Source organism: Serratia sp. CY74737, assembly GCF_052166775.1.
Taxonomy (GTDB): Bacteria; Pseudomonadota; Gammaproteobacteria; order Enterobacterales; family Enterobacteriaceae; genus Serratia; species Serratia ureilytica.
The window spans coordinates 301980-317532 of record NZ_JBJNOF010000007.1 but is presented as its reverse complement, the minus strand read 5'-3'; the positions used below and the strand labels follow the sequence as shown (position 1 = coordinate 317532).

General features: G+C 61.8%; 17 protein-coding genes. 6 read left to right on the top strand and 11 right to left on the bottom strand.

Annotated elements, in window-relative coordinates:
- Window positions 1-15 precede the first annotated feature (15 nt).
- The 6 genes from ACJ8PE_RS12835 to ACJ8PE_RS12810 all read right to left on the bottom strand — a co-directional run bounded on the left by ACJ8PE_RS12835 (window position 16) and on the right by ACJ8PE_RS12810 (window position 6656).
- A complete protein-coding gene (locus ACJ8PE_RS12835) occupies window positions 16-1098 on the bottom strand; it encodes a porin (protein WP_404769009.1) in 1083 nt (360 codons plus the stop codon).
- 31 nt (window positions 1099-1129) lie between these two features.
- Window positions 1130-1921 carry an ABC transporter ATP-binding protein gene (locus ACJ8PE_RS12830; RefSeq protein ID WP_197775750.1) on the bottom strand — a complete coding sequence of 264 codons (792 nt, stop codon included), beginning with the start codon at window positions 1919-1921 and terminating at the stop codon, window positions 1130-1132.
- A gap of 15 nt (window positions 1922-1936) precedes the next feature.
- Window positions 1937-3658, bottom strand: a complete 1722-nt coding sequence (locus ACJ8PE_RS12825; protein WP_033641724.1) for an ABC transporter permease — start codon at window positions 3656-3658, stop codon at window positions 1937-1939.
- Between the two features lie 482 nt (window positions 3659-4140).
- Window positions 4141-4830 carry a trehalose-6-phosphate synthase gene (locus tag ACJ8PE_RS12820; RefSeq protein WP_033641725.1) on the bottom strand — a complete coding sequence of 230 codons (690 nt, stop codon included), beginning with the start codon at window positions 4828-4830 and terminating at the stop codon, window positions 4141-4143.
- A 12-nt stretch (window positions 4831-4842) separates the two neighbouring features.
- Complete coding sequence (locus ACJ8PE_RS12815) at window positions 4843-5253, bottom strand: GNAT family N-acetyltransferase (protein WP_116286747.1); 411 nt, start codon at window positions 5251-5253, stop codon at window positions 4843-4845.
- A gap of 32 nt (window positions 5254-5285) precedes the next feature.
- Window positions 5286-6656 (bottom strand): glutamine synthetase family protein, encoded by a 1371-nt coding sequence (locus ACJ8PE_RS12810; RefSeq protein ID WP_197776636.1) that lies wholly within the window; start codon window positions 6654-6656, stop codon window positions 5286-5288.
- A 236-nt stretch (window positions 6657-6892) separates the two neighbouring features.
- Here ACJ8PE_RS12810 and ACJ8PE_RS12805 point away from each other — a divergent pair, with 236 nt between their 5' ends.
- Complete coding sequence (locus ACJ8PE_RS12805) at window positions 6893-7210, top strand: hypothetical protein (protein WP_069100379.1); 318 nt, start codon at window positions 6893-6895, stop codon at window positions 7208-7210.
- Here the strand turns inward: ACJ8PE_RS12805 and ACJ8PE_RS12800 are convergent.
- The 5 genes from ACJ8PE_RS12800 to ACJ8PE_RS12780 all read right to left on the bottom strand — a co-directional run bounded on the left by ACJ8PE_RS12800 (window position 7201) and on the right by ACJ8PE_RS12780 (window position 10431).
- Window positions 7201-7596 (bottom strand): hypothetical protein, encoded by a 396-nt coding sequence (locus ACJ8PE_RS12800; protein WP_099785693.1) that lies wholly within the window; start codon window positions 7594-7596, stop codon window positions 7201-7203. The genes ACJ8PE_RS12805 and ACJ8PE_RS12800 overlap by 10 nt on opposite strands.
- A gap of 13 nt (window positions 7597-7609) precedes the next feature.
- The gene (locus ACJ8PE_RS12795) at window positions 7610-8002 is read right to left on the bottom strand and encodes a hypothetical protein (protein ID WP_099785691.1); all 393 of its coding nucleotides are present in this window, start codon (window positions 8000-8002) and stop codon (window positions 7610-7612) included.
- Between the two features lie 27 nt (window positions 8003-8029).
- Complete coding sequence (locus ACJ8PE_RS12790; RefSeq protein WP_072626664.1) at window positions 8030-8419, bottom strand: hypothetical protein; 390 nt, start codon at window positions 8417-8419, stop codon at window positions 8030-8032.
- On the bottom strand, window positions 8419-9423 hold the full coding sequence (locus ACJ8PE_RS12785; RefSeq protein WP_099785689.1) for a hypothetical protein: 1005 nt from the start codon (window positions 9421-9423) through the stop codon (window positions 8419-8421). The genes ACJ8PE_RS12790 and ACJ8PE_RS12785 overlap by 1 nt, the downstream gene beginning before the upstream one ends.
- Window positions 9424-9531: 108 nt before the next feature.
- Window positions 9532-10431: a LysR family transcriptional regulator gene (locus ACJ8PE_RS12780; RefSeq protein ID WP_197775024.1), complete on the bottom strand. Its 900-nt coding sequence runs from the start codon at window positions 10429-10431 to the stop codon at window positions 9532-9534.
- A 168-nt stretch (window positions 10432-10599) separates the two neighbouring features.
- On the opposite strand from ACJ8PE_RS12780, the gene ACJ8PE_RS12775 reads away from it, so the two are divergent.
- From ACJ8PE_RS12775 to ACJ8PE_RS12755, 5 genes are read left to right on the top strand one after another with little or no spacing between them, the layout of a single operon-like run.
- The gene (locus ACJ8PE_RS12775) at window positions 10600-11298 is read left to right on the top strand and encodes a CoA transferase subunit A (protein ID WP_004933280.1); all 699 of its coding nucleotides are present in this window, start codon (window positions 10600-10602) and stop codon (window positions 11296-11298) included.
- 11 nt (window positions 11299-11309) lie between these two features.
- Entirely contained in the window at window positions 11310-11963 is a 654-nt protein-coding gene (locus tag ACJ8PE_RS12770; RefSeq protein ID WP_019453268.1) for a CoA transferase subunit B, read from the top strand.
- Window positions 11964-11977: 14 nt separating this feature from the next.
- On the top strand, window positions 11978-13162 hold the full coding sequence (locus tag ACJ8PE_RS12765; RefSeq protein ID WP_404769010.1) for an acetyl-CoA C-acetyltransferase: 1185 nt from the start codon (window positions 11978-11980) through the stop codon (window positions 13160-13162).
- 18 nt (window positions 13163-13180) lie between these two features.
- Complete coding sequence (locus tag ACJ8PE_RS12760; RefSeq protein ID WP_273873347.1) at window positions 13181-14104, top strand: 3-hydroxyacyl-CoA dehydrogenase family protein; 924 nt, start codon at window positions 13181-13183, stop codon at window positions 14102-14104.
- 42 nt (window positions 14105-14146) lie between these two features.
- A complete protein-coding gene (locus ACJ8PE_RS12755) occupies window positions 14147-15541 on the top strand; it encodes a GntP family permease (protein ID WP_442536764.1) in 1395 nt (464 codons plus the stop codon).
- Window positions 15542-15553 lie beyond the last annotated feature (12 nt).

Genomic DNA, 15553 nt, shown 5'->3' with positions numbered 1-15553 from the left:
GCGGCCGGTATCGGGTCAGAACTGATACATGATGCCGGTTTCGACAATGTCGTCGGCGCCGGCGCCGACGGCGTTCTGCCGTTGCAGCAGGTTGAGCTTGTACTCCACGTAGGTCGACATATTGGCGTTGAAGCTGTAGTTCAGCGCCAAATCCAGGTATTTGACCAGATCGGCGTCGCCGATGCCGGGCAGGTTACGGCCGCGCGTTTGCAGGTAGGCCACCGAGGGCGTGACGCCGGAATCGAAGTGATACTGCGCGACCGCCTCAACGGCGTCCGCGCGGGGGGCGAAGCCGGCGTAGCGATCGCCGTCGACATAGGTCATGTTTTCGGTGCGCGCATAGCTGGCCGCCAGGTAGAGGTTGTCCAGATCGTATTTCAGCCCCAGCGTCCAGGCCCGGGCGCGATCGCCGTCAGCCAGGCCGAAGCGCTGCTGCGCCAGGGTGCGCGCAGAGTTGGCGTAGGCGGCGCCAACGTTGAGCCCCACGCCGGTGTCGTAGGTGGCGGAAAAGGCGTAGCCATCGCCGTTTTGCGTCTGAATATCCTTCGCCCGCAGAGCGTCGTCCCCCCGATTCTTCCCCTGATATTGCAGGCCGAGATCCAGACCGTCCAACAGCCCGCCCAGGCTGCGGTTGTGGTAAGTCAGCAGGCCGTTGGCGCGGCCGGTCATAAAGTTGTCGGCCGCTTCGTAGCTGTCGTTGCCGAATTCGGGCAGCACGTCCGTCCAGCCGGCCACGTCATACAGCAGGCCGTAGTTGCGGCCGTAGTCCAGGCTGCCCCAGCGGCCGAACGTCAGCCCGGCGAAGCCCAGCCGGGTATAGCTATTGCCCGGCCCGGCGCTTTCCGCCTGATCGAGCCCCGCCTGATATTCCCATTGGCCATACCCTGTCAGCCCGTCGGCGATCTGCGTCTCGCCTTTGAAACCAAAACGGGTGTAGGAGCGATCGCCGTTATTGTCGGCATCGCTGCTGAAGTAATGCACCCCGTTCAGTTGACCGTACAGATCCAGTTTATTGCCGTCTTTATTGACGATTTCTGCCCCGGCGGCGGCCGCCGGCATCAGGATGACCAGCGCCATCAGTAAGCTTTTATGTTTCATTTCACTACCCTGAGTTAACGAAAATGCGGCCTTATCCGGCCGGTTGCGCCCGCGCGATTTTTTTGTACAGGCAGCTGCGGATCCGATCGGTGAGGTGCCGCAGGCTGTCCCGGTTGCGCGCCGCGCGGGGAATATTGATGCTGAATTCGTCATCGATACGTTTGCTGGTCGCGTCCAGGATCAGCACCCGATCGGACATCAGCACCGCCTCTTCGACGTCGTGCGTCACCATCACCATGGCGCGCGTGCGCAGCCGGTTATCTCCCCACAGCGCCAGCAGATCGCTGCGCAGTTTTTGCGCGGTAAAGATATCGAGGGCGGAGAAGGGCTCGTCCAGCAGCAAGACATCGGGCTCTACCGCCAACGCCCGGGCGAAGCCCACGCGCTGGCGCATGCCGCCCGACAGCTCGCGCGGCCAGGCGTGCTCATAGCCGCTCAGCCCCACCAGGCGCAGCAGCGCCTCCAGCCGCTCGGCGATCGTCTGCGGCGGCAGCTTTTGCGCTAGCAGGCCGAAGGCGATGTTGTCGTACACCGTCAGCCAGGGGTAGAGCGCGTAGGATTGAAACACCATGGCGGCGTTGGCGCTCGGGCCGCAGACCGGTTTGCCCGCCAGGGTGAGCGTGCCGCTGTCCGGCGGGATCAGCCCGGCCAGCATGCGCAGCAGCGTGGACTTACCCGAACCGGATTGCCCCAGAATGGTGACGAACTCGCCGGCGTGCACGGTCAGCGACACGTCGCGCAGCACGGAGGTGGGGCGCTTGTTTTCGCCGATAAACGTCTTGTTCAATCGACGGGCGCTGATAATCACGTCTTGAGTCAGCATGTTGTTCCCCCTTGATCAGTCATATTTGAATTTGGTTTCCGCAATGCGATACAGCGGTTGCCAGACGAAGATGATGCACAGCGCCACCAGCGCGCACATCGCGGCGCAGCCCAGTGCGGACTCCGGGTTCTTGCCGGCGTCGGTGACGACGGAAATGAACGCGCCCAGCCCGGTGGCGCTGAGGGTGGTGCTGCCCCACTGGATCACTTCGGCGGCGATGGCGCTGTTCCAGGCGCCGCCGGCGGCGGAGATGATGCCGGTCACGATGTAGGGGAAGATCGCCGGCAGCATGTAGTAGCGCCACCAGCGGAAACGGCGCAGCCCGAAGGTTTCGCTGACCTCGGTGATCTGCGTCGGAATGGCGGAAACGCCGGCGATCACGTTGAACAACACGTACCACTGGGTGCCCAGCATGATCATCGGAATGGCCCACCAGCCGAGATCCTGATGATAAATGGCGATGAAGGCGGCGATCAGCGGGTAGAAAATGTTGGGCGGAATGGCCGCCAGGATCTGGATGATCGGCTGGAAGATCTTCACCAGGCGCGGATTCAGGCCGATCCACACCCCCAGCGGCGTGAAGATCGCCACGCTGAGCAGCATGGCCGCAGCCACGCGCGCGGTGGTAAGCAGCATCCACTCCGGCAGCATGGCGAAGTACTGTTTGGGGAAGTATTCCCACAGCCGGTAACCGAACCAGACGCAGGCCAGCACCACGCCGAGATACCACAGGCTGCGCCACAGCCAATTGCCTTTGGCGGCGAGGCGAAACAGGCGGTGCAGGCCGAGGGCGTACCACAGCCGCGGCAGCTTGAACAGCCACAGATCAGCCAGCGCGCGCAGCGTGCGGCCGAGCGCCGCGCCGACGTGCGAAAAGGCCAGACTGTTGTAGAACCACGGATTGCCGAGCGCCCGATTGGCGGTAACGTCTTCGTATTTGAAGCGGGCGGTGTAACGCACCAGCGGGCGGAAAACCAGCTGATCGAGCAGCACGATGTTGGCGGCCAGCGCGACGATCGCATACAGGATCGCCGGCACGTTTTGCTGCGCCAGCGCTTCGGCGATATAGGAGCCGACGCCGGGCAGTTCGACCGAGCGATCGCCGACCGGAATGGCTTCGGAGGCCACCAGGGCGAACCAGGCGGCGGATTGCGACACCATGGCGTTCCACAGCAGGCCCGGCACCGAATAGATGAATTCCAGCCGCCAGAAGCGTTGCCACGGGTTGTAATTGAAGCTGCGGGCGGCTTCGTCCAGCTCCTTGGGCACGATGCGCAGCGTCTGATACAGCGTCAGCATCATGTTCCAGGCCTGGCCGGTAAACACCGCGAAGATGGCGGTGCACTCCAGCCCCATCACGCTGTGTGGGTAGAGGTTGAGAAAGTACACGGTCGTGAAGGTCAGGAACCCCACCAGTGGCACCGACTCCATAAAGTTGACGAAGGGCAAGATCACCCGGCGCAGCGGCGCATAGCGCGCGGCCAGCACGGCGAACACCACAGAAAACAGCAGCGACCAGGCCATGCCGAGGAGAAAACGCATGCTGGTTCTGAGCGAATAATAAAGCAGGTTCCAGGCATCGAGACTAATGGCAGAGACGTTTTGTTCATTGAAGTCGCCGTGCATGTCGCCCCACGCGCGAATAAAAAAGGCAATGAAGAAAACGCCGATGGCGATAACGATAAAGTCATTTAAATAAGACTTTCTGAAAACAGATGTACCCCGGTTATTTTGCATAACGCAATACCTTATTTTTCCCATAAGAAATCCGTCGGCGCTCGGGTAATAGGCCCGGCGACATCAGATAAATACCGCCACAGCGGTTGAGACAAACGTTATTTTCGCAGCGAGGCGATGGGCGGGCAGGCAGAGCGGGAAAGGCCGTCAGAAGGGGAGCGGTTGCCGCATTCCGTATCTTTCAGAATGCAACGTGGATGGCATTACTGAAAGGTGCCCAATAGCATTAGCGTAAAACTAAAACTTTCATCGCCCATAGGGCCCTCCTCGGTTTAAATATGGCACGGAGAGGGTAATGTGTTTTGCTAATAAAAAGCAATTGGCGGCGCGCGGTTTTTACGGTTGATATGTAACAGGATGAATATTCATTTTTTAATCGCTATATTCAGAAAATAAAATAACCTATTTTGATGGCGGTAAATGCGGTGAAAATAAATCGCGGCGAAATAAAACGGCGCGCCTGAATACCGCGCGCCGTAACATTAATAAACCTGCCTGCCGTTGATGCCGGCGGGGAAAATGCCGGTGGCGAAGAGATGGCCGTTGGCCTGGATCTGGTCGTCGGGCAGCATCTCCAGCGGAAACTCGGCCGCCAGGCAGTTGAGAAAGGCGTTGCGATCGTCGGTGGTGGTAAAGCCGATCAGATCGTAGAACAGCAGCGAAGCGATCAGCTGGCGATGTTCCGGGATGCGCCGCAGCAGCGCCGCCGACGGGAACGGCAGATGGAAAAAGAACGCGCAGTCGTTCAGCAGCCCCTGTTCCTTCAGCGCCTGGGCGCAGGGCAGCAGTTGGTAATCGTCGATGCAGACGATGTCGCCCGGGCACAGGTGTTCGCAGGCGATATCGGCGAAACGGCGATTCAGCTGCCGGTAGGCGCGGTAGTTTTCCGGCGTGAAGTGCGCCTTCTCCGGCTGGTTGTGGAACACCGGCCACAGGCCGTCGTGGTAGTAGCCCTGATAGTGGCGGCGAAACTCTTCGATCGACAGCGGGAAGGTCACCTGATCGTAACCGGCGTCTTGACGGCAGTGGATCGGGCGCTGCGCGAAATTCTGTACGTCGCCGTTCCAGCCGAGCCACAGCCCCGGTTCTGCGTCGGCCGCCAGCGTCCGGCCGGCGCAGGCCAGATCCTTGCCGTCGCACTGCTTGTTGGAAATCAGCACCAAACGAGACATGGGGCCTCCTTATCAGTGAAGGGCGCGCGGGGCGTGCGCCGCGCAGTCGGCGCGCCAGGGCGCTTGCAGCGCGGGCAGCGTGACGCGCAGGCCGCGCAATGCCGGATGCGCCAGGCAGCAGCGCGCCAGCCAGCTTCCCAGCCCGACGCCGCGGTATTCGGCGCTGACGAACAGTTCGCTCACCGAGGCGAAGGTGGCGTAATCGGTCACCATGCGGGCGAAGCCGAGCTGGTGGCGCTTGCGGTAAAGGCCAAAGCACAGGCCGTGGCGCGCCAGGCGCTCCGCCGCCGCTCGATCCGGCAGGCTGAGAAAACGCTGGATCGCGTCGATATCCAACAACTGCCGATCGGTGCTGATATGAAAAACGCCTTTGCGCCAGCAGAGCAGCGGCTGTGCGGGCGCCCGTTGCGGTTGCATATTCATGATTATCCTTAAGTTAACGAATCAGTGGGCGGTTACAGCATCCAGCCGAGTTCGGCGGCGGTGACCTGTTCCTCGAAGCGGTGCAGTTCGGCGCTTTTGCAGGTGTGCCACAGGGTGCAGAACGCCGGGCCGAGCAGTTCGCGCAGCGGATCGCTGTGGCGGAACAGCGCCAGCGCTTCCTGCTGGCCGAGCGGCAAGGGCGCGGCGTTGTCGCTCTCGCAGCCGTTGGCGGCGGGCGGCAGCGGCAGCGGGTGTTCCAGCCCATGCAGCAGGCCGCCGAGCATCACCGCCAGCGCCAGATAGGGGTTGGCGTCGGCGCCGGCCAGGCGGTATTCGATGCGCTGGTTGGCGCTGTCGGCGCAGGGCAGGCGCAGCGCCACCGTGCGATTGTTGTGGCCCCAGGAGGCGCGCAGCGGCACGTGCATGCCGGGGCGGAAGCGGCGAAAGGCGTTGATGTTGGGCGCCAGGATCGCCATCGACGCCGGCATCAGCGCCAGCATGCCCGCCATCGCCTGCTGCATGTTGTCGCTCAGTTCGCCCGGCGCGCCGGTCAGCAGGTTCTCGCCGTGCTCGTTCTGCAGGCTGATGTGAAAATGCAGCCCGCTGCCGGCGGCATGGGCGCAGGGCTTGGCCATAAAGCAGGCGTGCTGGTGATGTTGCTCGGCAATCTGCCGCGTCAGGCGCTTCAGCGCCATGATCTGGTCGCAGGCTTCCAGCACGCGCCGGCTGTGATGCAGGTTCAGCTCGTACTGGCCGGAAGCGGCTTCGGCCACCACGCCGGTCAGCGGCAGGCTTTGCAGCCGCGCGTGCCGTTCGATGTCGCTCAGCAGCGCATGGTGGCGCTCGGGCGCATCCACCGCGAAGCTCTGCGTCGGGCAGGCTTCCGCCTCGGCGGGGCGCTGCGGATCCTGCAGGTAGAACTCCAGTTCGGCCGCCACCACCGGGAAGCAGTTGCGCTCGTGCAGGCGCTTCAGCACCCGTTGCAGCACCACACGCGGTTCCAGCTCGCAGGCGTCGCCGTCGGCGTTTTGCATCGTCAGCAGCAGCTGGGCGTGGCGTTCGGGATCGCGCGCGCAGGGGCGCAGCGTGCCGGGCACCGGCAAGCACAGCCGATCCGGCTCGCCCGCCCGTTGCCCCAGCCCGCTTTCTTCAATCACCCGGCCGTGCAGATCCAGGGCGTAGATCGACAGCGGGAAGTAGCAGCCTTTTTCCAGGCCAAAGGCTTCGGCGATCGGCAGGCGCTTGCCGCGCAGCTGGCCGTTCAGATCGTGCAGATAAATATCCAGCTGTTCGGTATCCGGATAGCGCTGCAGGTAGTGTTCCAGCTCTTTGCGGAAGGTGCGCGTCGGCGATGCGGGCAGCTCCGCCAGCAGCGGATTGAACCCGATGATATTAGAATGCATGGCGCGCTCCAGAATGAAGACCGGTCACGGCCAGAGGCAGGGATAAACGCATGAGACAACTCTCTTGTGAGGCCATAGCGGCGATGTGAAAAGGGTATCTGCGGCGGCAAAAACTGTCTGTAAAAACGCCGTAACGTTAACGGGGCGCGGAATAAAAATGCCGTAAAGAGCGCGGCGGGTTGGCCGGGTCGGCACGGTCTATACTGGCGAGACGGGCCGTAGAAGGAGAGATAACGATGAAGAGAATAGGGCTGCTTATCGCTGCGCTGGCCGCGTTCCACGCCACCGCGTCTTCCCCACAGGCGTGGGCCGAGAGCGAACGGGCGATGCGCGCCGCCTGCCTGAAAGCCAGCGGGCTAAAAAACGCCAGGGTGGAAGGGGAGATTATTCACTACGGTGATGACGTCGGCTATTCGGCGCTGTTTATCGGTGGGCGCTACCCGCAGCCGTTTATGAAAAACCAGCCGGGCAGGGAGCTGTGCTTATATCAGCGCGCCACGCAGAAGGCGGCGGTGCAGGCGGTGGAGGGGAGCAAGGCGTCTGCTCAACCTTGATGCTTGATGAGGTAAATAAAAATACAACCCACGGTGGTAATAATAGCCTCTACGAGCAAAAGTATAAAGTCCATCGCCAGCCACTTCTGTAGCTCAGGAGAGGCGGTTTTTTGCACGAAATCGTAGGTTTTCGCATCGAGCCAAACTTGATCCCTTATTTTTATTTTTTTCCTTTTCAGAATCCAAAGAAACCACTGTGCCTTCAATGAGGTACCTAGCATACCGAGGCCGTCGGCAAAGGCGACGTAGGGCGGAATAAAATGTCCGCTGCCGGCGTAACGCTGATAGAACGCGTCAAACTCTTTTTTATGGCGCCGGTAGCCAATGAACTGAATGAAGGCGCTTAAAACCAGCAGCGTTAAGCATAATATGACAAGGGTTTTCATTGAGTAGCCTGAATCACGATATTCTCGCTATCATCATAAAGATCAATGCCATGATGAAGAGCACGCCTTCCAGCGCCAAAAGCGTGCCGTTGTTTTTCATCCAGGTCTGCAAGCGTTCAGATGATGAAAGACGAACAAATTCATAGGTCTTGGCGGGAAGATATTGGTTTTTCTTCACCTTGATTTTCTTGCCGCAAAGGATCCATCTGAACCATTGGACTTTGATGGAAGTACCTAAAGAGCCAAGGCCATCGGCAATTGCGACGTGAGCAGGGACAAAGTGGCCCTGTTGGGTATAGAGTTGATAAAAAACATCAAACTCGCGTTTATAGCGACGAGAGTAAATATATTGAGCAAGCCAACAAACTAAGAGCAGCACGGCTGCAATAAGTGATGCTGTTTTCATAAGCCCCCGGCTAAGGTTCAAGGGGCGTTATGCCTTACTCAAAAAAGCAAAGATACACATCAACGCCAAACACCCCATTTTCAGCACGCTTAAGATGAAGTCTTTTCGAATCCAGCTCTTCAGATGTTGAGATGTGTTTTCATTCACGAATTCGTAGGTTTTAGGGCTCAGAAAAGCGTTTTTCCCTATCTTTATTTTTCTGCCATTCAATACCCAACGGAACCATTGTGCTTTGATAGACACACCGAGCAAACCAAGGTTATCCGCGAAGATGACAAATGGAGGCAAGGGATGGGCGCTTTGCACATAACGTTGATAGAATTCAGAAAATTCGTCTTTATAGCGCCGATAGTAAAGGTACTGCACCAGGGCGCTAATCAATGTCAGAGTGAAGAACAGGACGATAGCGATTTTCATTATTCACCAAAAATGAAACCAGTAATGCTGTCGGCGGCTGCACCGCCACCCCAACTGCCAGCTGCGCCACCCAGAGCAGCGCCTGCTATACCACAAGCTAAAATACCGGTACCAAACGTGGAGGCGCCTAAGACGATACTACAAGCCGTCATTGCTAACATCGCACCGCCTTCACCCCCCAAAATCCCCGCCGCAGTACTTGCCGCAAAATGACTGTATCCCTTCACCGCGATCTTGGCGCACTCCTGTTCGCGACCGGTGGTGCAGGCGTTGTAGACGTCGTTGGTGGTATTCAGCCCACTCAATCCGATGCCGATCCAGCCGCCGGCTTTCATAAACTTGGCCGCCCGGCTGGCGCTGTCGACGTAGTTCGAATAACCCTTGATGGCGCCGACGCCGGCGGTGCTCCATTCATGCACCAGCGATTTACTGGAGAGCCCCAGCGCGTGTTTGATTTGCGCATACTCTTTCATATTGAGTTGAGCACGAGTAAGGCGATTCAGTAACGGTTTTAATGTACCGAACAGCCGCGCTCGTTCCACCTGAAACTGGGTGCCAATCAACGCGCCACTCGTGCGGAACTGATTTTGGTAGGTTTTTTCAATCTCGACCAGGATATTTTTGATCTGGCTGAAGTAGCGTTCTCCGGCATCTGAAGCCAGCCCGACGACCGTTTCCCCATAGCTGGTGAAGGCGGCGATAGCGGCGTAATTGCGGTGCAAGAAGGTAGAGAAATCGCTGTCACCGGCTTTCACCGCTTTGCTGGTGCGGCTCTTGGCCTGCATCAGGGCGGCGATCTGCGTAGATTGATTATGATTGCGCGGATCGGCGACGATCAGCATTTGCCCCGGTTGAACCAGCGGCGTATCGGCATTGAGCTGCATAAAAAAGCGTGCCGCTTCCGATGGCTTGCCACCGAACAGGTAGTTAGCGTGGAAGGCGAGCGGGCCGGTTTGTTGGGCGATGCAATAGCCCGGTGCGATGCTGCTGGACTTCTGTTCCATGTCGAAAAGCCTCCTTATTTTTAGGAAACTTAACATTTTCTACAGGGTGGTAACAGGTTCTGGCTCACGCTCTCGATCGGAGAATCATCTGAAAATGCTGGTGCCGCTTTACCCGCCACTCCCCGCCATCTCCCGTTCGATTACCGTCGCCAGCGCCTGCGCGGCGGAAGAGAGTTGGTGCTGCGCCAGGCGGATCAGGCCCACGCGCCGTTCGATGATCGGGCCGATCAGCGGCACGCAGACCGCCCCCAGCTCATCCATCTGTTGCTCGCACAGCGCCGGCACCGCGCTGGCGCCGAGGCCGTTGGCCACCATGCGCCCGACCGTCACCAACTGGTGACTCTCAAACGCCACCTCCAGCGTTCGCCCGCTGCGGGCCAGTTCCTGCTCCAGCAGCAGCCGCACCGCCGATGGCCGCTGCAGGGTGATGAAATCCAGCGTCAGCAGTTCCTTCCAGCTCACCTGCGCCTTGCGCGCCAGCGCCGAATCCTTCGGCACCACCGCCAGAAAGCGATCGCGGCACAGCGGGGTGAAGTGCAGGGTGTCGCTCGGCTCCGGCTCGAAGGCGATGCCCATCTCCACCCGGCCTTCGCGGATCATTTCAAACACCTGTTCGTTGATGACGTCGTGCACCGCCACGTTGATGCCGGCATAGCGATCGCGAAACGCCTTGAGGATGGGTGGCAGCGGGTTGCCGGCGAACGACGGCATGGCGGCGAGCGCCACCTTGCCCATCTGCAGGGTGAAGCGCTGACGCATCGCCTCTTCCGCGTTATCCCAATCCGCCAGCAGCTGGCGCGCCATCGGGAAGAAGGTTTCTCCTTCCGGCGTCAGCGTCACCCGGCGGGTGGTGCGCAGCAGCAGCGGCCCGCCCAGCGCGTCTTCCAGCCCACGGATCGCCAGGCTGAGCGCCGGCTGAGAAATATTCAGCCGCTCGCTGGCCTGGGCGAAATTCAGAGTGTGAGCTACCGCTAAAAATGCGCGTAACTGTTTGATGCTCATTTTCATTTTGGTTGGCGTTAACTCTTTGTTAATTGTCGGTTAACGAGTGATTAATAAAAATTCTAAATGAATGCGGCATAAAAACAAAATTAACAAATCATTTTTGTGACCTGAAGATGCCCTCACACAAGCCAGGGCATTTCGCCCTGCGCCGCAACATGCAGGGGCAACGATATGGCAGGGCTCGACAAACGCGTCGGCAGCTACCAGGAAGCGCTGGCAGGCCTGACGGACAACATGACGGTGCTGGCGGGCGGCTTTGGCCTGTGCGGCATCCCGGAGAATCTGATCGAAGAGATCCGCCGGCGCGGCGTGCGCGGGTTGACGGTGGTTTCCAACAACTGCGGCGTCGACGGGTTCGGCCTCGGGCGGCTGCTGGAAACCCATCAGATCCGCAAGGTGGTGGGATCTTACGTCGGCGAAAACGCGCTGTTCGAACAGCAGGCGCTCAGCGGCGAGCTGGAGGTGGATCTCACGCCGCAGGGCACGCTGGCGGAGAAGATCCGCGCCGGCGGCGCCGGCATCCCGGCATTCTTCACTGCCACCGGTTACGGCACGCCGATCGCCGAAGGCAAAGAGGTGCGAGAGTTCAACGGCCGCCCCTACATCATGGAAACCGCCATCACCGGCGATTTCGCCATCGTGAAAGGCTGGAAGGCCGATCACTTCGGCAACGTCATCTACCGCCACACCGCGCAGAACTTCAATCCGCTGATGGCGACCGCCGGGCGCATCACGGTGGTGGAAGTGGAAGAGATCGTCGCGCCGGGCGAGCTGGATCCGGCGGCGATCCACACCCCCGGCATCTATGTCGATCGGCTGATTCAGGGCACCTTCGAAAAGCGTATCGAACAACGCACCCTGCGGGCATAAGGAGAATTCGCATGCTTACCCGTGAACAAATGGCGCAGCGCGTGGCGCAAGAGCTGCGTGACGGTTACTACGTCAACCTGGGCATCGGCATCCCGACGCTGGTGGCCAACTACGTGCCGGCGGGCATGGACGTGATGCTGCAGTCGGAAAACGGCCTGCTGGGGATGGGCGAGTTCCCGACCGAGCAGCAGCTGGACGCTGACATGATCAACGCCGGCAAGCAGACGGTCACCGCACGCCTCGGCGCGTCGATCTTCGATTCGGCGCAGTCGTTCGCCATGATCCGCGGCGGCCACGTCGATCTGACCGTGCTGGGGGCGTTTGAAGTGGATGTCGAGGGCAACATCGCCTCGTGGATGATCCCCGGCAAGATGGTCAAGGGCATGGGCGGTGCGATGGATCTGGTGGCGGGGGCGGAGAACATCATCGTGGTGATGACCCACGCCTCGAAGGGCGGCGAGTCCAAGCTGCTGCCGCGCTGCACGCTGCCGCTGACCGGCGCCAACTGCATCCGCAAAGTATTGACCGATCTGGCCTATCTGGAAATTGAAGACGGCGCCTTCGTGCTGCGCGAGCGCGCGCCAGGCGTCAGCGTGGCGGAGATTGTCGCCAAAACCGCCGGCCGGCTGATCGTGCCGGAGCAAGTGCCGGAAATGCGTTTCTGAATCGGGAGGTGAATGTGCAACAACGTGAAGTGGTGATCGTGGCGGCAACGCGCACGCCGGTCGGCAGTTTTCACGGCGCGCTGGCGCCGTTGACGGCGGTGGAACTGGGCACGGCGGCGGTGCAAGGGCTGCTGGCACAAAGCGGCGTGGCGCCGCAGCAGATCGATGAAGTGATCCTCGGCCAGGTGCTGACCGCCGGCTGCGGGCAGAACCCGGCGCGCCAGACCGCGCTGAATGCCGGGCTGCCCGTGACAACGCCGGCGCTGACCATCAACAAGGTGTGCGGCTCCGGTTTGAAGGCGGTGCATCTGGCGGTGCAGGCGATCCGCAGCGGCGACGCCGAGGCGGTGATCGCCGGCGGCCAGGAGAGCATGAGCCAGTCGCCTTACCTGATGGCCGGCGCGCGCGCCGGCCTGCGCCTCGGCCACGCGCAGATGGTGGACAGCGTGATCCACGATGGCCTGTGGGACGCGTTCAACGACTACCACATGGGCATCACCGCCGAGAACCTGGCGGAGAAATACGCCATCAGCAGAGAAGAACAAGACAGGTTCGCGCTGCGCTCGCAGCAGAAGGCGCAGGCGGCGCAGCAGGCCGGGCGTTTCGCGCAGGAGATCACGCCGGTGACGGTGCCGCAGCCGAAGGGCGAAGCGCTGCGCGTCGAGCGCGACGAACAGCCGCGCGACACCAGTCTGGAGGCGCTGGCGCGGCTGCGCCCGGCGTTTCGTAAAGAGGGCACGGTGACCGCCGGCAACGCCTCGTCGCTCAACGACGGCGCCGCCGTGGTGCTGCTGATGAGCGCGGAAAAAGCCGCCGCGCTGCGTTTGCCGGTGCTGGCGCGCATCGCCGGTTACGCCTCGTCGGGCGTCGATCCGGCGATCATGGGCATCGGCCCGGCGCCGGCCGCGCGCCGCTGCCTGGAAAAAGCCGGTTGGCGGCTGGAGGTGGTCGATCTGATCGAAGCCAACGAAGCCTTCGCCGCGCAGGCGCTGGCGGTGGGTAAAGAACTGGGCTGGGAGGCGGAGCGGGTGAACGTCAACGGCGGAGCGATCGCGCTGGGGCATCCGATCGGCGCGTCCGGCTGCCGCATTTTGGTGTCGCTGCTGTACGAAATGCAGCGCCGCGAGGTGAACAAGGGGCTGGTGATGCTGTGCATCGGCGGCGGGCAGGGCGTGGCGCTGGCGGTAGAGCGCCCGTAAACAACCGAGGAAGGCACGATGCAGTCATCTGACTATGCGGTACTGGGCGCCGGGCTGATGGGGGTGGGCATCGCCACCCACTTTATTCGCCACGGCCATGAGGTGCTGCTGTATGAACCGGATCCGCAGCGCCGGGTGGAAGCGCCGGCAGTGGCGAGCGGCATTCTGGCCGAGCTGAGCGATGTCGGGCAGTTTGATCGCGGCGAACGCGAAGCGGCGCTGGCGCGGCTGCGCGTGACCGGCGATCTGAACGCGGTAGCGCACGCCCGGCTGCTTATCGAGGCGATCCCGGAACGGCTCGAGCTGAAGCACGCGCTGTATGAGCAGTTGGAAGGGCTGATCGCTGACGACGCGGTGATTGCCAGCAACACCAGCGGCTTGCCGCCGGACGAGCTGGCGGCGCGCATGACCCATCCGCAGCGGCTGCTGATCGCCCACTTTTGGCACCCGCCGCACCTGATCCCGCTGGTGGAGATCGTGCCCGGCAGCGCCACCGAGCCGCGCCATCTGGCGGCGGTGCAGGCGCTGCTCGGCGAGATGGCGCTGGAGGCGGTGCTGCTGGAGCGCGCCGCGCCGGGGTTTGTCGGCAACCGGCTGCAGTTTGCGGTGCTGCGTGAGGCGCTGCACATCGTCCACAGCGGCATCGCCAGCGCCGAGGTGGTGGATCAGGTGATGCGCGCCTCGCTGGGGCGGCGCTACGCTATGGTCGGCCCGCTGGAGGCCGCCGACATGACCGGGCTGGCGACGGTGGCGGACATCGCCCGCCACCTGTTCCCGGAACTGGCGACCGGTGAAGAGATGATGGCGCTGGTGGAACAGCGGCTGCAGCGCGGCGATACCGGCCAGCGCAGCGGCCGGGGATTTTATCTTTGGGATGAAGCGCGCAGGGAACGCATTCAACGGCGACGGGCGCATCAGCTGCGCTTTGCGCTGAAACCGTAATTTCGCACGCCGTACCTGACAATAACAACGATAGCGAGGTGCCTGATGAGCGTTTTGATTGCCCTGGCAGCACTGGGATTACTGATGCTGGCCGCCTACCGCGGCTACAGCGTGATTTTGTTCGCCCCGATCGCCGCGCTGGGTGCGGTGCTGTTGACCGACCCCGGCGCGGTGGCGCCGACCTTCACCGGGCTGTTTATGGAGAAGATGGTCGGCTTCGTGAAGCTCTACTTCCCGGTGTTCCTGCTGGGGGCGGTATTCGGCAAGCTGATCGAGCTGTCCGGCTTCTCCCGTTCGATCGTCGCGGCGGCGATCCGCATTCTCGGCCGACGCCACGCCATTCCGGTGATCGTGCTGGTGTGCGCGCTGCTGACCTACGGCGGGGTGTCGCTGTTCGTGGTGGCGTTCGCGGTCTATCCGTTCGCCGCCGAGCTGTTCCGCCAGAGCGGCATTCCCAAGCGGCTGATCCCGGCCACCGTGGCGCTCGGCGCCTTTTCCTTCACCATGGACGCCTTGCCCGGCACGCCGCAGATCCAAAACATCATCCCGACCAGCTTCTTCGGCACCAACGCCTGGGCCGCGCCCTGGCTGGGGCTGATCGGCTCGCTGTTCATCATCGCGGTCGGTCTGCTGTATCTTGAACGCCAGCGGCGCAAGGCGCAGCTGAAGGGGGAGGGGTACGGCAGCGATCTGCTGAACGAGCCGGAAACCCCGGACAACATCAACCTGCCGAACCCGCTGATCGCTATCCTGCCGTTGATTTTGGTCGGGGTATTCAACCTTGGCTTCACCCATTGGATCCCGCAGTGGTACGGCGCCAGTCACGAGCTGACGCTGCCGGGGCTGGCCAAGCCGATCACCACCGACGTGGCGAAGATCACCGCCATTTGGGCGGTGGAAGCGGCGCTGGTGTCGGGGATCCTGCTGGTGGTGGCGTTCGGCTTTCGCAATATTCGCGGCCGGCTGGCGGAAGGCAGCAAGACGGCGGTCGGCGGCGCAATTCTGGCGGCGATGAACACCGCCTCCGAATACGGCTTCGGCGCGGTGATCGCCGCGCTGCCGGGCTTTTTGGTGCTGTCGCAGGCGCTGTCGGCGATCCCCAATCCGCTGCTGAACGAAGCGATCAGCGTCACCCTGCTGGCCGGCATCACCGGGTCGGCCTCCGGCGGCATGAGCATCGCGCTGGCGGCGATGGCCGATAACTTCGTGGCCGCCGCCCATGCGGCACAGATTCCGCTGGAAGTGCTGCACCGGGTGGCCTCGATGGCCAGCGGCGGCATGGACACCTTGCCGCACAACGGCGCGGTGATCACCCTGCTGGCGATCACCGGCCTTAGCCACCGGCAGGCCTATGGCGGCATTTTCGCCATCACCCTGATCAAAAGCGCCGCGGTGCTGTTTGTGATCGGCGTGTTCTACCTGACCGGCATTGTTTAAAGGAGCGATACC